A 16,412-nucleotide genomic window follows, 5' to 3' on the forward strand; every position below is an offset into this window, starting at 1 on the left:
GTGGTGGGATCAGCGCTATGGGTATCAAGGTTGCCCTCCAGCACCGCACCACCTACACGTTCGACCGGCTCGTCGAGGTGCACCCGCACGTGGTGCGGCTGCGTCCGGCGCCGCATTCGCGCACCCCGATCGAGGCGTACTCCCTCAACGTCGACCCGGCCGATCACTTCGTCAACTGGCAACAGGACGCTTTCGGCAACTTCGCGGCACGCCTGGTGTTTCCGAGCCGGGTCCGGCAGTTGACCATCACGGTGGGGCTGATCGCCGACCTCAAGGTGATCAACCCGTTCGACTTCTTCATCGAGGACTACGCCGAGCGGGTCGGGTTCTCCTACCCGAAGGCGCTGGCCGAGGACCTCAAGCCGTACCTGCGTCCGGTCGACGAGTACGACGAGGACAGCGGCCCGGGTGACCTGGTCACCGCGTGGGTCAAGAACTTCGCCATCGCCGAGGGCACCCCGATCATCGAGTTCCTCGTCGCGCTCAACCGCGCGGTCAACGCCGACGTCGGCTACAGCTTGCGCATGGAACCCGGCGTGCAGACACCGGACACCACGCTGCGCACCGGTATCGGCTCCTGCCGCGACTCGGCGTGGCTGATGGTGTCGATCCTGCGCCAGATGGGTCTGGCGGCGAGGTTCGTATCCGGATACCTGGTTCAGCTGACCTCCGACGTGCCGGCATTGGACGGTCCCGCCGGTCCCGAGGCCGACTTCACCGACCTGCACGCCTGGACCGAGGTGTACGTGCCCGGCGCCGGCTGGATCGGCCTGGACCCCACCTCGGGACTGTTCGCCGGCGAGGGGCACATCCCGCTGGCGGCCACGCCGCATCCCGAGTCGGCCGCGCCGATCACCGGCGCCACCGAACCGTGCACCAGCACAATGGATTTCAGCAATCTCGTGACCCGAGTGCACGAGGACCCGCGCGTCACCCTGCCCTATACGGAACAGGCCTGGGCGGCCATCACCGCCCTCGGTCACCGCGTCGATGCGCGACTGAGCGCCGCCGACGCGCGGTTGACCGTCGGCGGCGAACCCACCTTCGTGTCCATCGACAACCAGACCGCTGCGGAGTGGACCGTCGCGGCTGACGGCGCCCACAAGCGGGAACGCGCGTCGGTGCTGGCCGCCCGGCTGAAGAACATCTGGGCTCCGCACGGGCTGGTGCAGCGCAATCAGGGCAAATGGTATCCGGGAGAACCGTTGCCGCGCTGGCAGATCGGTCTGCTGTGGCGCACCGACGGGCAACCGCTGTGGCGCGACGCGACGCTGCTGGCCGACCCGTGGCCTGAACGCGGCCACCCCGCCGCGGCGCCGGCCGATGCCGCCCACCGCCTGCTGCGCACCGTCGCCGACGGGCTCGCACTGCCCGAACGCCAGGTCCGTCCTGCCTACGAGGACCCGCTGTCCCGGCTGGCCGCTGCCGCGCGGCTGCCCGCCGGCGACCCCGTCGCCGCCGAGGACGACCTGCGCGACGACAGCCCGGACGCGCGGGCCGCCCTGCTGGCTCGGCTGGAAGCCGCGGTCACCGAGCCCGCGGCGTACGTGCTGCCGCTGCACCGGCGCGACGACGACACCGGTTGGGCCAGTGCGAACTGGCAACTGCGCCGCGGACGGGTGGTGCTGGTCGACGGCGACTCGCCGGCCGGGCTGCGCCTGCCGCTCGATTCGATCAGCTGGACACCGCCGCGGCCGCGCCACGACCCCGACCCGCTGCACCACCGACCCGCGCTGCCCCCGCACGACACCTCTTCGGCCGCGGTGGTCACCGACGCCGCCTCGGCGCCGACCACCGCCCTGGTCGCCGAGATCCGTGACGGTCTGCTCCACGTATTCGTGCCGCCCACTGAGGAACTGGAGCATTTCGTCGACATCGTGCACCGTGTGGAGGCCGCGGCCGCCGCGATCGGCTGCCCGGTGGTGGTGGAGGGGTACGGCCCGCCTGCGGATCCGCGGCTGCGCTCGGTGACCATCACCCCGGACCCCGGAGTCATCGAGGTCAACGTCGCACCGACGGCGAGTTTCGCCGAACAGCGCGAGCAGCTCGAAACGCTCTACGAACAGGCCCGCTTGGCGCGGCTGTCCACCGAGTCGTTCGACATCGACGGCAGCCACGGCGGCACCGGTGGTGGCAACCACATCACCCTGGGCGGACCCACCCCGGCCGACTCGCCTCTGCTGCGGCGTCCCGACCTGCTGGTCTCCCTGCTGACCTACTGGCAGCGGCATCCCGCGTTGTCCTACCTGTTCGCCGGACGGTTCATCGGAACCACATCGCAGGCACCGCGCGTGGACGAGGGCCGGCCCGAGGCGCTCTACGAACTCGAGATCGCCTTCGCCGAGATCGCGCGGCTGTGTGGGAGGGAAGGAGCACCGGCTCAGGTACATGGTCGCTCCGCAAGCGTCGCTCCGTGGGTCACCGACAGAGCACTGCGCCACCTGCTCACCGATATCACCGGCAACACTCACCGCGCGGAGTTCTGCATCGACAAGCTCTACAGCCCCGACGGTCCGCGCGGCCGGCTCGGGCTGCTCGAGCTGCGCGGGTTCGAGATGCCCCCGCATCCGCAGATGGCGATGGTGCAGTCGCTGCTGGTGCGCTCTCTGGTGGCTTGGTTCTGGGACGAGCCGCTGCGGGCCCCACTGATCCGGCACGGCGCCAATTTGCACGGGCGCCACCTGTTGCCGCACTTCATCATCGGTGACATCGCCGAGGTCGCCGCCGACCTGCGTGCGCACGGCATCGAGTTCGACACGAGCTGGCTGGACCCGTTCACCGAGTTCCGCTTCCCCCGCATCGGCACCGCGGTGCTCGGCGGCGCCGAGATCGAACTGCGGGCCGCGATCGAACCGTGGAACGTCCTCGGCGAGGAGGCCACCGCCGGCGGCACCGCCCGCTACGTCGACTCGTCGGTGGAACGCCTGCAGGTGCGCCTGATCGGTGCCGACCGGCAGCGGTTCCTGGTGACCGTCAACGGATTCCCGATCCCGATGCTGGCCACCGACAACCCCGACATCCAGGTCGGCGGTGTGCGCTACCGGGCATGGCAGCCGCCCAGCGCACTGCATCCCTCGATCACCGTGGACGGGCCCCTGCGGTTCGAACTCGTCGACACCGCGACGGGACTGTCGCGCGGCGGCTGCACCTATCACGTCGCCCACCCGGGTGGCCGGGCCTACGACACCCCGCCGGTGAACGCGGTCGAAGCCGAGTCGCGGCGCGCCCGCCGCTTCGAGGCCACCGGCTTCACGCCCGGTCCGGTCGACGTGGCCGCCCTGCGGGAGCGGCAGGCGCGGCAGGCCACCGACGTGGGCGCACCCGGCATCCTCGATCTGCGGCGAGTGCGTACCGTGCTGCAGTAATGGTTCTTCCTGCCTCTGGCCCCCGCCCTCTCGACGACCCGCTGGCGCCGTACCGCCGCATGCGGGCCCAGCAGGCGCTGTTCGATCTGCAGGCCGGCGGGCCCGCCACCGGCTACGACGAATTCGTCGACACGGCAGGCGATGTGCGGCCGGCGTGGGCGGAACTGGCCGGCTGCCTCCGCGACCGTGGCCGCGGCGGACTGGACCAGTTGCGGGCGGTGGTCCGCAACCTCGTCGACAACGACGGGATCACCTACATCCAGGTCGACGGTCGGGATGCCGACGAGGACGCCGGACCGATGCCGGTGCCGTGGCGGCTGGACCCCCTGCCGATCGTGGTCTCGGCCGCCGACTGGGACCGGCTGGAAGCGGGCCTGGTGCAGCGGTCGCGGCTGCTCGACGCGGTGCTCGCCGACATCTACGGCCCACAGCGCAGCGTGACCGGGGGAGTGCTGCCGCCGCAGTTGCTCTACGCCCACCCCGGATACGTGCGCGCCGCACACGGGGTCGCGCTGCCCGGTCGGCATCAGCTGTTCCTGCACGGCTGCGACGTCAGCCGCGCGTCCTCGGGCGAATTCCTGGTCAATGCCGACTGGACGCAGGCCCCGTCGGGCGCCGGCTATGCGCTGGCCGACCGGCGCGTGGTGGCCCACGCGGTGCCCGATCTGTACGAACAGATCGCACCGCGGCCCGCCTCGCCGTGGGCGCAGGCGCTGCGGCTGGCACTGATCGACGCGGCACCGGAGTCGGCGGAGGAGCCGGTGGTGGTGGTGCTGAGCCCCGGTATCCACTCCGAGACCGCGTTCGACCAGGCCTACCTGGCGAGCCTGCTCGGCTTCCCACTGGTCGAGAGCGCCGATCTGGTGGTCCGCGACGGCAAGCTGTGGATGCGGTCGATGGGCACCCTCAAACGGGTCGACGTGGTGCTGCGCCGAGTCGACGCCGACTACGCCGACCCGCTCGACCTGCGGGCCGACTCACGCCTGGGGGTGGTGGGTCTGGTGGAGGCGCTGCGCCGCGGGTCGGTCACGGTGGTCAACACCCTCGGCAGTGGAGTCCTGGAAAGTCCGGGCGTGCAACGGTTCCTGCCCGAGCTGGCCGAGGCGCTGCTGGGCGAGACGCCGTTGCTGGCGACGCGGCCGACGTACTGGGGAGGCATCGATGTCGAGCGGTCCCATCTGCTGGCCAACCTGTCGACGCTGCTGATCCGGCCGGTCACCGGCGGGGAACCGATCGTCGGCCCGGAGTTGTCGTCGGCGCGACGTGAGCAGCTGGCGGCCGCGATCGGGGCGGAGCCGTGGCAGTGGACGGGCCAGGAACTGCCGGAGTTCTCCTGTGCCCCGGCTGCTTTCACGGCGGGTGGACCGACCCCGGCCGGCGTCGGGATGCGTTTGTTCACGGTGGCCCAGCGCGGCGGGTACGCACCGATGATCGGCGGTCTGGGCTATGTGTTGGCGTCGGGGCCGGCCGCGTATCGGTTGAATTCCATTGCCGCCAAGGATGTCTGGGTGCGGATGGCAGCGCGGGCCACGGCCGAGAAGCGTACCGAGGTCTCCGGGCTGCCACCGATGGCCGTGTCGAGCCCCACCCGTGAGGTCAGCTCGCCGCGCGTGTTGTCGGACATGTTCTGGATCGGCCGCTACGCCGAACGCGCCGAGCACCTGGCTCGGCTGCTGACCGTCACCCGAGAGCGGCACCACGAGTTCCGTTACCGCCAGGCCGCCGACGGCAGCCAATGCGTGCCCGTGTTGCTGACGGCACTGGCCGAACTCACCGGCAACGACATCGATGCCGACGACGTGACCGAGATGCTCGCGACCGTGCCGTCGACGCTGTGGTCGCTGACCGCCGACCGCCATCGTCCCGGTTCGCTGGCCCAATCGATCGAGCGTCTCGGGTTGGCCGCCCGCGCGGTGCGCGACCAGATGTCCAACGACACCTGGATGGTGCTGTCAGCGATCGAACGCGCCTTACTGCAGGCGCCGGAGCGTCCGCCGGAGTCGAAGGTCGAGGGCGAGGCCTTCCTGGCCACGACGAACAACCTCGCCCTGGCCGGCATGTTGTCACTGTCGGGCATGATCGCCGAGTCCATGGTGCGCGACATCGGCTGGACGATGATCGACATCGGCAAGAGAATCGAACGCGGACTGGGACTGTCGGCGCTGTTGCACAGCACGCTGACCACGGCCCGGCGCCCCGGTGCCGAACAGACCATCATCGAGTCCGCTCTGGTGGTGTGCGAATCGCTGGTGATGTACCGCCGACGCAATCCCGGGAAGGTGAGTGTGGCTGCAGTGGCCGAGCTGGTGTTGTTCGACGCGACGAATCCGCGTTCGCTGGTCTATCAGCTGGAACGGTTGCGGGCTGACCTCAAGACACTGCCCGGTGCGTCGGGGTCTACCCGACCGGAGCGGATGGTCGACGAGATCAGCGCGCGGCTGCGACGCATCGAACCCGGCGATCTGGACGACGTCGACGCCGACGGCCGCCGCCCGGAGCTGGCCGGACTGATGGCCGGAACCCACCGGGATCTGGGCGAACTCGCCGGGGTGATCAGCTCGACGCATCTGTCGTTGCCGGGCGGCATGCAGCCGCTGTGGGGACCCGACCGCCGGCGACTGCTGCCATGACCAGCCGGTGCTACGAGATCACCCACCGCACCGAGTACCGGTACGCCGACGTGGTGACCAGTTCGTACGGTCGGGGCTTTCTGACACCGCGGGATTCGCAGCGGCAGCGCTGCCTGTCCCACGAGTTGTTCATCGAACCCGCCGCCGACGACAGCTCGACCAGCCGCGACGTATACGGCAACGTCAGCTCCTACTTCCACGTCACCCGGCCCCACCGCACGCTGAGCATCACGAGCAGATCGGTGGTGGAGGTCGACGTCCCGCCGCCCGATCTGTACCAGGGCCCGTCGGCGCGCGCGCCGTGGGAGATCGCCCGCCCGGTCGGGCCCGACGGTGCGCGCGCCACCGAGTTCACTCTGGACCTGCAGCCGCCGGAGATCACCGAGGAGTTACGGGCTTATGCCGCACCGAGTTTCGTCTCGGGGCGACCGCTGATCGAGGTTCTGGGAGACCTGACCACCCGCATCTACACCGACTTCACCTATCGATCGGGGTCGACGACGGTGTCGACCAAGGTCAGCGAGGTTTTGGCGGCCCGAGAAGGGGTATGTCAGGACTTCGCGAGGCTCGCGATCGCATGCCTGCGCGCCAACGGTCTGGCAGCCAGCTATGTCTCGGGGTATCTGGCCACTGACCCTCCGCCGGGAAAGGAACGCATGGTGGGCATCGATGCGACGCACGCCTGGGCGTCGGTGTGGACGCCGCAGAACAAGTGGCTGGGGCTGGATCCCACCAACGATCAGATGGTCGACGAACGCTACGTCACAGTGGCTTTCGGCCGCGACTATGCCGATGTACCACCGCTGCGCGGAATCATCTACACCGACTCCGACCGTAGTGTGATCGACGTCTCGGTGGACGTGGCGCCGTGTGAAGGGAAGATGTCACATGCGTGATTTCACCTGCCCCAACTGCGGGCAGCGCCTCGCGTTCGAAAACTCCCTGTGTCTGAATTGCGGTAGCGCCCTGGGCTTCTCGCTCGAGGACATGGCGTTGCTGGTGATCGCGCCTACCGAGGAAAGCGAGCACGCCGGGGCGGTCGACGAGCGCCGGTATCAGCTGTGTGCGAATCTGCATCTGGCCGAATGCAACTGGCTCGTGGAGAAGGGGCCGATCGCCAAACTCTGTGTCGCGTGCGCGCTGACCCGGACGCGGCCCAACGACGCCGACACTATCGCTCTGGCGGCCTTCGCCGCCGCCGAGAGGGCCAAACGGCGGTTGATCGCCCAGCTGCACGAGCTCAAGCTGCCCATCGTGGGGCGCGACGAGGATCCCGACTTCGGGCTGGCGTTCGACCTTCTGTCCAGCCAGTTCGAGAAGGTCTTCACCGGCCACGACAACGGCGTCATCACCCTCGACCTCGCCGAAGGCGACGACGTGCACCGCGAGCAGCTGCGCATCTCCATGGACGAGCCGTACCGCACGCTGCTGGGTCACTTCCGCCACGAGATCGGGCACTACTACTTCTTCCGGCTGATCGGCACGTCGCCGGACTATCTGGAGCGGTTCCACGAGCTGTTCGGCGACCCCGACCTCGACTATCAGGAGGCGCTGGACCGCCACTACAGCAAGGGTGCTCCGGCAGGTTGGGAGGAGGACTATGTGTCCTCCTACGCGACCATGCACCCCGCCGAGGACTGGGCCGAGACCTTTGCGCACTACCTGCACATCCGCGACACCCTCGACACCGCCGCGGCGTTCGGCTTCGCGCCGGCGACGGCCACCTACGATCGAAGGTTCCTGGGGCCCAGCGGCTTCGACACCGTCATCGACATGTGGTTGCCGCTGTCGTGGGCACTGAACATGGTCAACCGCTCGATGGGCAAAGACGACCTGTACCCGTTCGTGCTCCCGCCGCCGGTGCTGGAGAAGATGCGGTTCATCCACACCGTCGTCGACGAGATCACCTCCGACCCGGAGAAGCTCGCCGAGGTCGGCGCGCCGGTGCAGGAGCAGAAGCAACAGCTGGGCTGAACCGTCCTACGATCACCTGCGTGGCTGATCGCTATGGCACCGACATCCTGGCCGACGACCCGCACCGGTCGCGCAAACCCCGCTCCGTCGAAACCCCGATCGAAATCGGGATGGTCGTCGAGGACGCGCAGACCGGCTTCGTCGGGGCGATCGTGCGTGTCGAGTACGGCCGCATGGAACTCGAGGACCGGAACGGCCGTACCAAACCGTTTCCGGTCGGCCCCGGCTATCTGATCGACGGTAAGCCGGTGATCCTCACCGCCCCGAAGAAGGCACCGCCGAAAGCTCCCGCGCGTACGGCGTCGGGATCGGTGGCCCTGGCCGGCGTGCGCGCCAAGGTCGCCTCGGCCAGCCGGATCTACGTGGAGGGCCGCCACGACGCCGAGCTCGTCGAACAGGTCTGGGGCGACGACCTGCGCATCGAGGGCGTGGTGGTCGAATACCTCGGTGGCGTCGACGATCTGGCGGCCATCGTCTCCGACTTCCGCCCCGGCCCGGGCCGTCGGCTCGGTGTGCTGGTCGACCATCTGGTCACCGGATCCAAGGAGGCCCGCATCGCCGAGGCCGTGCGGCGCGGCCCCGGCGGCGACCACACGCTGGTGGTCGGTCACCCGTTCATCGACATCTGGCAGGCCGTCAAACCCGCACGGCTGGGTATCGCGGCGTGGCCGGTGATCCCGAAAGGCCAGGACTGGAAGCGCGGGGTGTGCGCCGCGCTGGGCTGGCCGCACCGCGACCAGGCCGACATCGCCGCCGCGTGGCAGCGCATCCGCGGTCGGGTCCGGGACTGGACCGACCTGGAACCGGAGCTGATCGGCCGTGTCGAAGAGCTGATCGACTTCGTCACCGCACCCGTGTAAGCACGACAACGTGTCCGACAGTCTTTTCGACGTTCCCGGTGACGCCCCCGCGGCGCCCACCGGTCCCGTCGGAGCCTCGGTGCCGCTGGCGGTGCGGATGCGGCCCGCGTCCCTCGACGAGGTGGTGGGACAGGAACACCTGCTGAAGACCAACGCGCCGCTGCGCCGGCTGGTCGAAGGCTCCGGCGCGGCCTCGGTGATCCTCTACGGCCCGCCGGGCACCGGCAAGACCACGCTGGCGTCTCTGATCTCCCAGGCCACCGGCCGGCGCTTCGAGGCGCTCTCGGCGTTGTCGGCCGGCGTCAAGGAGGTGCGGGCGGTCATCGACCAGGCGCGCCAGTCCGCGATGCGCGGCCAGCAGACCGTGCTGTTCATCGACGAGGTGCACCGGTTCTCCAAGACCCAACAGGACGCACTCCTCGCGGCGGTCGAGAACCGCGTGGTGCTGCTGGTGGCCGCGACCACCGAGAACCCGTCGTTCAGCGTGGTCGCGCCGCTGCTGTCCCGCTCGCTGATCCTGCAGTTGCAACCGCTGACACCCGAGGCGATCGCCACGGTCATCCGCCGCGCCATCACCGACGAGCGTGGGCTGGCGGGCAAGGTCGCGGTCACCGACGAGGCGATCGACCTGCTGGTGCAACTGTCCGCCGGCGACGCACGCCGCGCGCTGACCGCGTTGGAGGTGGCCGCCGAAACCGGCGACGAGGTGACCGTCGAGGTCATCGAGCAGTCACTGGACAAAGCCGCGGTGCGTTACGACCGCGACGGAGACCAGCACTACGACGTCATCAGCGCGTTCATCAAGTCGGTGCGGGGATCCGACGTCGACGCGGCGCTGCACTACCTGGCGCGCATGCTGGTGGCGGGGGAGGACCCGCGGTTCGTGGCGCGGCGGCTGATGATCCTGGCCAGCGAAGACATCGGGATGGCCGACCCGACGGCGCTGCCGATCGCCGTGGCGGCCGCGCAGACAGTGCAACTGATCGGGATGCCCGAAGCCCAACTCACCCTGGCCCACGCCACGGTGCACCTGGCCACCGCGCCGAAATCCAACGCCGTCACCACCGCGCTCGGTGCGGCGATGGCCGACATCCGGGCGGGCAAAGCGGGTTTGGTGCCCCCGCATCTGCGCGACGGCCACTACTCGGGTGCAGCCAAACTCGGCAACGCGGTCGGCTACCGCTACGCCCATGACGCCCCCGGCGGCGTCGCCGCACAGCAGTATCCGCCCGACGAACTGGTGGGAGTGGACTACTACCGGCCCACCGGACGGGGCGCCGAACGCGAGATCACGACCCGACTGGAGAAGCTGCGCGCCATCATCCGTCGCAGCCGCTGAGCGTGAAGTGGTCCCCGGCCGGTCGGGGGGCCCGGCCGGGGACCACGTGAACAGTGCCTCGAATCAGCGCATGAGCCCGGAGCGACGACGTCCGACCGCCCCGGTGTTGCGCCGCCCCATCAGCGCCGCCACCAATGCCACACCCACGGCCGCGACGACGACCTGGACCAACAGTTCGAGCCAGTCGACCCCGCTGGTCGCTGTCGGGATGCCGATGGCGCGGGCCAACGCGGTGCCCAGCAGCGCGCTGACGATGCCGACCAGAATGGTGACCAACATGCCGATGGCCTGCCGGCCCGGCAGAACCAGGCGGCCGAGGACCCCGACCACGATGCCGATGAGAATCGCGCTGATGATGCCGGTGACGGTCATGTCTCCTCCAAGAGTTCGGTGGCCGCAGACATACCCTCGGCCCACGGAATTAAACGCTCGCGTAAACGCCGAAGACTCGCTCCACTCGTACGCTCGTACGCTCGTTTCCGTGAACACCGAAGTACTCGAACTCGACACGTCACATCGGCGCATCGTCGACCTCACCGCCGCCGTCCGGGACTTCTGCGCGCCGCAGGGAGACGGCCTCTGCAATGTGTTCGTGCCGCACGCCACCGCCGGGGTCGCCGTCATCGAGACCGGGGCCGGCTCCGACGACGACCTGATCGACACCCTCGAACGACTGCTTCCGCGCGACGACCGCTACCGGCATGCGCACGGTTCCCCCGGTCACGGAGCCGACCACGTCCTGCCCGGTCTGGTCTCGCCGTCGGTGACGGTGCCCGTCGGCGATGGACAGCCCCTGCTGGGCACGTGGCAGAGCATCGTGCTGGTCGATCTGAACCGCGACAATCCCCAGCGTTCGGTCCGGCTTAGCTTCGTGTCGGGCTGACCGTGCCGACCGGTACTGTGGTGCGGTCGAGTATTCGCAGGTGGCCCCGAATCATCGGCGCCGCATCCCAGAACCGAAGGACAGCAGGACGTGCAGACACACGAGATCAGGAAGCGTTTCCTTGATCATTTCGTGAAAGCGGGACATACCGAGGTGCCCAGCGCCTCGGTGATCCTCGACGATCCGAACCTGTTGTTCGTCAACGCCGGCATGGTGCAGTTCGTGCCCTACTTCCTCGGACAGCGCACCCCGCCGTGGGATCGGGCCACCAGCGTCCAGAAGTGCATTCGCACTCCCGACATCGACGAGGTCGGGATCACCACCCGGCACAACACCTTCTTCCAGATGGCCGGCAACTTCAGCTTCGGCGACTACTTCAAGAAGCGCGCCATCGAGCTGGCCTGGTCGCTGCTGACCAACCCGGTGTCCGAGGGCGGCTACGGGTTCGACCCCGAAAGGCTGTGGGCCACCGTCTATCTGGACGATGACGAGGCCATCGAGCTGTGGCAGGAAGTGGCCGGGCTCCCGCTCGAGCGCATCCAGCGTCGCGGGATGGCCGACAACTACTGGTCGATGGGGATCCCCGGCCCGTGCGGGCCGTGCTCGGAGATCTACTACGACCGCGGACCCGAGTACGGCATCGAGGGCGGGCCGGAAGCCAACGAGGACCGCTACATCGAGATCTGGAATCTCGTGTTCATGCAGAACGAGCGCGGGGAGGGCACCTCGAAGGACGACTTCGAGATCCTCGGGCCGCTGCCGCGCAAGAACATCGACACCGGCATGGGCGTCGAGCGCATCGCGTGCCTGCTCCAGGGCGTCGACAACGTCTACGAGACCGATCTGGTGCGCCCTGTCATCGACCTGGTCGCCGCGATCGCCCCCCGCGGATACGGGCAGGGCAACCACACCGACGACGTCCGCTACCGCATCATCGCCGACCACAGCCGGACGGCGGCCATCATCATCGGCGACGGTGTGAGCCCGGGCAACGAGGGCCGCGGCTACGTGCTGCGCCGGCTGCTGCGGCGCATCATCCGCGCGGCCAAGCTGCTCGGCGTCGAACAGCCGATCATGGCCGACCTGATGGCGACCGTGCGCGACGAGATGGGACCGTCCTACCCGGAGCTGGTCGCCGACTTCGAGCGCATCCAGCGCATCGCGGTGGCCGAGGAAAGCGCGTTCAACCGCACGCTGACGTCGGGTTCACGACTGTTCGACGACGCCGCCCGCGCCACCCGCGCCACCGGAGCGAAGGTGATCTCCGGTGACGACGCGTTCACCCTGCACGACACCTACGGCTTCCCGATCGAGCTCACCCTCGAGATGGCCGCCGAAGCGGGCCTGTCGGTCGACGAGGCCGGTTTCCGCACCCTGATGGCCGAGCAGCGACAGCGCGCCAAGGCCGACGCCGCGGCACGCAAGCAGGCCCACACCGACCTGTCCGCCTACCGCGAACTCGTCGACGCCGGCCCCACCGAGTTCACCGGATTCGACGAATTGTCCAGCGAGGCACGGATTCTGGGCATCTTCGTGGACGGCAAGCGGGTGCCGGTGGTGACCCACGAAGGATTGAGCGCCGATCGCGTCGAGCTGATCCTGGACCGCACGCCGTTCTACGCCGAATCCGGCGGTCAGATCGCCGACGAGGGTGCCATCACCGGCACCGGATCCTCGCAGACCGCCAAAGCGGCGGTCGGCGACGTCCAGAAGATCGCCAAGACGCTGTGGGCGCACCGCGTCACCGTGGAGTCCGGCGAGTTCGTCGAGGGCGACACCGTGGTCGCCGCGGTCGACCCGCGCTGGCGGCACGGGGCCACCCAGGGACATTCGGGCACCCACATGGTGCACGCGGCGCTGCGCCAGGTGCTGGGCCCGAACGCGGTTCAGGCCGGCTCGCTGAACCGGCCCGGATATCTGCGCTTCGACTTCAACTGGCAGGGCGCGCTGACCGAAGAGCAGCGCACCGCCATCGAAGAAGTCACCAACGAGGCGGTCGAAGCGGACTACGAGGTGCACAGCTTCACCACCGAGCTCGAGCGTGCCAAGGCGATGGGCGCCATGGCGCTGTTCGGCGAGAACTACCCCGACGAAGTGCGGGTGGTCGAGATCGGCGGCCCGTTCTCCCTGGAGCTGTGCGGCGGCACCCACGTGCGCAGCTCGGCGCAGATCGGCCCGGTGACGATCCTCGGCGAGTCCTCGGTCGGCTCCGGCGTCCGTCGCGTCGAGGCCTACGTCGGATTCGACTCGTTCCGGCACCTGGCCAAGGAACGCGCGCTGATGGCCGGGCTCGCGTCGTCGCTGAAGGTGCCGTCGGAGGAGGTACCCGCCCGCGTGGCCACGCTGGTGGAGAAGTTGCGCGCGGCGGAGAAGGAGCTGGACCGCCTGCGGCTGGCCAACGCGCGCGCCGCGGCGGCCAACGCGGCCGCGGGCGCCGAGCAGATCGGTAAGGTCCGACTGGTGGCCCAGCGCATGGCCGGCGGGATGTCGGCGAATGATCTGCGGTCGCTGGTCGGCGACATCCGCGGCAAGTTGAGCAGCGACCCCGGCGTGGTCGCGCTCATCTCCGAAGGCGACAACGACACCGTCCCGTTCGTGGTGGCGGTGAACCCGGCGGCGCAGGACCTCGGTCTGCGCGCCGACGAGTTGGTGAAGGTGCTGGGTGCGGCGGTCAACGGCCGCGGCGGGGGCAAAGCAGACCTGGCACAGGGGTCCGGTAGGGGGGCGGCGGGTATCGACGCGGCACTGGCGGCGGTACGCGCGGAGATAGACCGGAGCTAGCCCGGTGGCCACCACCGACTGGACCCGCCGATTGCCCGACCGGCCCGGCGGCGACGAGTCGTCGCCTGACCCCGGACGCGGCCGCCGGCTGGGAGTCGACGTCGGCACCGTCCGCATCGGGGTCGCCGTCAGCGACCCGGACGCCGTGCTGGCCACCCCGGTGATGACCGTGGCCAGGGAACGGCGCTCCGACAAACACCTACGGCGGCTGGCCGCGCTGGTCCGTGAATACGAGGCGGTCGAGGTGGTGGTGGGTCTGCCCCGCACCCTCGCGGACCGGGCCGGGTCCTCGGCCAAAGATGCGGTGGAGACGGCCGACGCCCTGGCCGGGCGTATCGCGCCGGTGCCGGTGCGGCTGGCCGATGAGCGCTTCACCACCAGCAGTGCGCAGCGCTCCCTGCGTGAGGCGGGTGTGCGTGCCCGCGGGCAGCGGTCGGTCATCGACCAGGCGGCCGCGGTGGGAATCTTGCAACACTGGCTGGACCAGCGGCGGACGGCGTTGTCCGCGCACGGAGAGGTCGGGAATGTCTGACGATTGGCGAAGTGACCGTGCCGAGCCGCTGGCGGTCGGGCCGCCCCGCCACCGGATGACGCGTCGGGAACGCATCCGGGAACAGCGTTACCGCCGGCGCCGCAAGATCGCCGCGGTGGTCGCGGTCAGCGGACTGGTGGTGGTCGTCGTGGTCGCGGTATTCCTGGGTTCCCAGTTGTGGCACTCGGTGTTCGGCAACTCCGGCAGCGACTACGCCGGCGACGGTGTCGCCGACGTGGTGATCCAGGTCCACGAGGGCGACTCGACCACCGCGATCGGGAAGACCCTGCAGGACAACAACGTGGTGCGCACCACCAAGGCGTTCGTCGACGCCGCCAACGGCAACGAGGCCATCTCGGCCATCCAGCCCGGGTTCTACAAGGTGCGCACCGAGATCCCCGCCGCTGATGCCGTAGAGCGGCTGACCGATCCGGCCAACCGCGTCGGCAAGTTGGTGATCCCCGAAGGCCGCCAGCTCGACGACGTCCAGGACGTCAAAACCGGGGCGGTCACCGACGGCATCCTCACGCTGATCGCGAAGGCATCGTGCGTGGATCTCGACGGGGACCGGACGTGCGTGTCGGCCGACGCGCTGCGCGACATCGCGGGCTCGGCGACTCCGGCCGCGCTCGGAGTGCCCAAGTGGGCCGGCACCGCGGTGGAGAGCCTCGGCCCCGACCACCGCCGGCTGGAGGGGCTCATCGCGCCGGGATCCTGGAACATCGACCCGTCGTCCGAACCCCAGGATCTGCTCGCGACGCTGATCTCGCGCAGCGCTGCCCAGTACGAGAACAACGGGCTGCTGGAATCGGCCGCCGTGGCCGCCATGTCGCCCTACGAAATCCTGACGGTCGCCTCGCTGGTGCAGCGCGAGGCGATGGCCGAGGACTTCGCCAAGGTCAGCCGCGTCATCAACAACCGGCTCGCCGAGAACCGCACCCTCGAGTTCGATTCCACGGTGAATTACCCGCTGGACCGCATCGAGGTGGCCACCACCGACGGCGACCGCGCGCAGATGACGCCGTGGAACACCTACGTGCGGCCCGGGCTGCCCGCCACGCCCATCTGTTCGCCCAGCCTGCCGGCGCTCAACGCCGCCGAGTACCCCGAACCCGGTGACTGGCTGTACTTCGTCACCATCGACATGCAGGGCACCACACTGTTCACCCGGGAGTACGAGCAGCATCTGGCCAACATCGAACTGGCCATCCGCAACGGCGTCCTCGACTCCGCGCGATGACGCCGGCCCCGCGGCGGGCGGGCGTGCTGGGCTCGCCGATCGCGCATTCCCGGTCGCCGCAGCTCCATCTGGCCGCCTACCGAGCGCTGGGCCTGACCGGGTGGACCTACGACCGCATCGAATGCACCGGTGAGCAACTCCCGGCGATGGTCTCGGCGTTCGGGCCCGAATGGGTCGGGGTGTCGGTCACCATGCCGGGCAAGATCGCGGCCCTGCGCTTCGCCGACGAGGTCACTGCGCGCGCGCAGCTGATCGGTTCGGCCAACACGCTGGTGCGCACACAGGCGGGATGGCGCGCCGACAACACCGACGTCGACGGCGTCGTCGGCGCGCTGGCCGGGCATCGTCCCGCGCACGCGATGGTGATCGGGTCGGGCGGAACCGCACCCTCGGCGGTGGTCGGGCTGATCGAACTCGGCGCCCGCCGGGTGACCGTGGCGGCGCGCAACCCGACGAAGGCCGCCACGCTGGTCGACCTCGCGGCGCGCTGCGGCGTGGAGGCCGACCACTGCGACATCACCACGGACGTGACGGTCGACGGCGTCGACGTGCTGGTCAACACGGTGCCCGCCGACGCGGTGGCGCCGTATGCGCCCGCACTGGCTGCCGTGCCGGTGCTGCTGGACGCGATCTACGACCCGTGGCCCACACCGCTGGCCGCTGCGGTCGGAACGGCCGGCGGGGAGGTGATCAGCGGCCTGCACATGCTGCTGAACCAGGCCTTCACCCAGGTCGAGCAGTTCACCGGGCGGCCGGCGCCGCGGGAAGCCATGCGGGCTGCCCTCCTGGCCGACTGATTTGGTGCCGG

Annotated in this window: 12 protein-coding genes; 11 read left to right on the forward strand and 1 reads right to left on the reverse strand. The window is 69.6% G+C overall.

All coding sequences use genetic code 11. The features are described from left to right. Window positions 1-17 precede the first annotated feature (17 nt). From ACQI46_RS10670 to ACQI46_RS10695, 6 genes are read left to right on the forward strand one after another with little or no spacing between them, the layout of a single operon-like run. Entirely contained in the window at window positions 18-3,365 is a 3,348-nt protein-coding gene (locus ACQI46_RS10670; protein ID WP_427093969.1) for a DUF2126 domain-containing protein, read from the forward strand. After that, window positions 3,365-5,995 carry a circularly permuted type 2 ATP-grasp protein gene (locus tag ACQI46_RS10675; RefSeq protein WP_427093970.1) on the forward strand — a complete coding sequence of 877 codons (2,631 nt, stop codon included), beginning with the start codon at window positions 3,365-3,367 and terminating at the stop codon, window positions 5,993-5,995. Before ACQI46_RS10670 ends, ACQI46_RS10675 begins: the two co-directional genes overlap by 1 nt. Beyond that, complete coding sequence (locus ACQI46_RS10680; RefSeq protein WP_427093971.1) at window positions 5,992-6,891, forward strand: transglutaminase family protein; 900 nt, start codon at window positions 5,992-5,994, stop codon at window positions 6,889-6,891. Before ACQI46_RS10675 ends, ACQI46_RS10680 begins: the two co-directional genes overlap by 4 nt. After that, window positions 6,884-7,969: a zinc-binding metallopeptidase family protein gene (locus tag ACQI46_RS10685; protein ID WP_427093972.1), complete on the forward strand. Its 1,086-nt coding sequence runs from the start codon at window positions 6,884-6,886 to the stop codon at window positions 7,967-7,969. The genes ACQI46_RS10680 and ACQI46_RS10685 overlap by 8 nt, the downstream gene beginning before the upstream one ends. A gap of 20 nt (window positions 7,970-7,989) precedes the next feature. Next, window positions 7,990-8,829 (forward strand): DUF3097 domain-containing protein, encoded by an 840-nt coding sequence (locus tag ACQI46_RS10690; protein ID WP_427093973.1) that lies wholly within the window; start codon window positions 7,990-7,992, stop codon window positions 8,827-8,829. A 10-nt stretch (window positions 8,830-8,839) separates the two neighbouring features. Beyond that, entirely contained in the window at window positions 8,840-10,168 is a 1,329-nt protein-coding gene (locus ACQI46_RS10695) for a replication-associated recombination protein A (RefSeq protein WP_427093974.1), read from the forward strand. Window positions 10,169-10,231: 63 nt separating this feature from the next. Here ACQI46_RS10695 and ACQI46_RS10700 read toward each other — a convergent pair whose 3' ends face one another. Further along, window positions 10,232-10,540 (reverse strand): GlsB/YeaQ/YmgE family stress response membrane protein, encoded by a 309-nt coding sequence (locus tag ACQI46_RS10700; protein ID WP_427093975.1) that lies wholly within the window; start codon window positions 10,538-10,540, stop codon window positions 10,232-10,234. Window positions 10,541-10,649: 109 nt separating this feature from the next. Between ACQI46_RS10700 and ACQI46_RS10705 the strand changes: the two genes are divergently transcribed. The 5 genes from ACQI46_RS10705 (at window position 10,650) to ACQI46_RS10725 (ending at window position 16,401) form a co-directional block, all read left to right on the forward strand. Further along, window positions 10,650-11,051: a secondary thiamine-phosphate synthase enzyme YjbQ gene (locus ACQI46_RS10705; protein ID WP_427093976.1), complete on the forward strand. Its 402-nt coding sequence runs from the start codon at window positions 10,650-10,652 to the stop codon at window positions 11,049-11,051. A gap of 90 nt (window positions 11,052-11,141) precedes the next feature. Then, on the forward strand, window positions 11,142-13,832 hold the full coding sequence (alaS, locus tag ACQI46_RS10710; RefSeq protein ID WP_427093977.1) for an alanine--tRNA ligase: 2,691 nt from the start codon (window positions 11,142-11,144) through the stop codon (window positions 13,830-13,832). Window positions 13,833-13,836: 4 nt separating this feature from the next. Beyond that, complete coding sequence (gene ruvX / locus ACQI46_RS10715; RefSeq protein WP_427093978.1) at window positions 13,837-14,364, forward strand: Holliday junction resolvase RuvX; 528 nt, start codon at window positions 13,837-13,839, stop codon at window positions 14,362-14,364. Further along, window positions 14,357-15,604, forward strand: coding sequence for an endolytic transglycosylase MltG (locus ACQI46_RS10720; protein ID WP_427093979.1), 1,248 nt, complete (start codon window positions 14,357-14,359; stop codon window positions 15,602-15,604). The genes ruvX and ACQI46_RS10720 overlap by 8 nt, the downstream gene beginning before the upstream one ends. Continuing rightward, complete coding sequence (locus ACQI46_RS10725) at window positions 15,601-16,401, forward strand: shikimate dehydrogenase (protein WP_427093980.1); 801 nt, start codon at window positions 15,601-15,603, stop codon at window positions 16,399-16,401. The genes ACQI46_RS10720 and ACQI46_RS10725 overlap by 4 nt, the downstream gene beginning before the upstream one ends. Window positions 16,402-16,412: the final 11 nt, after the last annotated feature.

The organism is Mycobacterium sp. SMC-4 (assembly GCF_050205565.1).
GTDB lineage: Bacteria > Actinomycetota > Actinomycetes > Mycobacteriales > Mycobacteriaceae > Mycobacterium.

Coding starts and splice junctions, on each gene's coding strand:
- ACQI46_RS10670 (WP_427093969.1), top strand. CDS start 18: ATGGGTATCAAGGTTGCCCTCCAGCACCGCACCACCTACACGTTCGAC.
- ACQI46_RS10675 (WP_427093970.1), top strand. CDS start 3,365: ATGGTTCTTCCTGCCTCTGGCCCCCGCCCTCTCGACGACCCGCTGGCG.
- ACQI46_RS10680 (WP_427093971.1), top strand. CDS start 5,992: ATGACCAGCCGGTGCTACGAGATCACCCACCGCACCGAGTACCGGTAC.
- ACQI46_RS10685 (WP_427093972.1), top strand. CDS start 6,884: ATGCGTGATTTCACCTGCCCCAACTGCGGGCAGCGCCTCGCGTTCGAA.
- ACQI46_RS10700 (WP_427093975.1), bottom strand. CDS start 10,540: ATGACCGTCACCGGCATCATCAGCGCGATTCTCATCGGCATCGTGGTC.
- ACQI46_RS10720 (WP_427093979.1), top strand. CDS start 14,357: ATGTCTGACGATTGGCGAAGTGACCGTGCCGAGCCGCTGGCGGTCGGG.
- ACQI46_RS10725 (WP_427093980.1), top strand. CDS start 15,601: ATGACGCCGGCCCCGCGGCGGGCGGGCGTGCTGGGCTCGCCGATCGCG.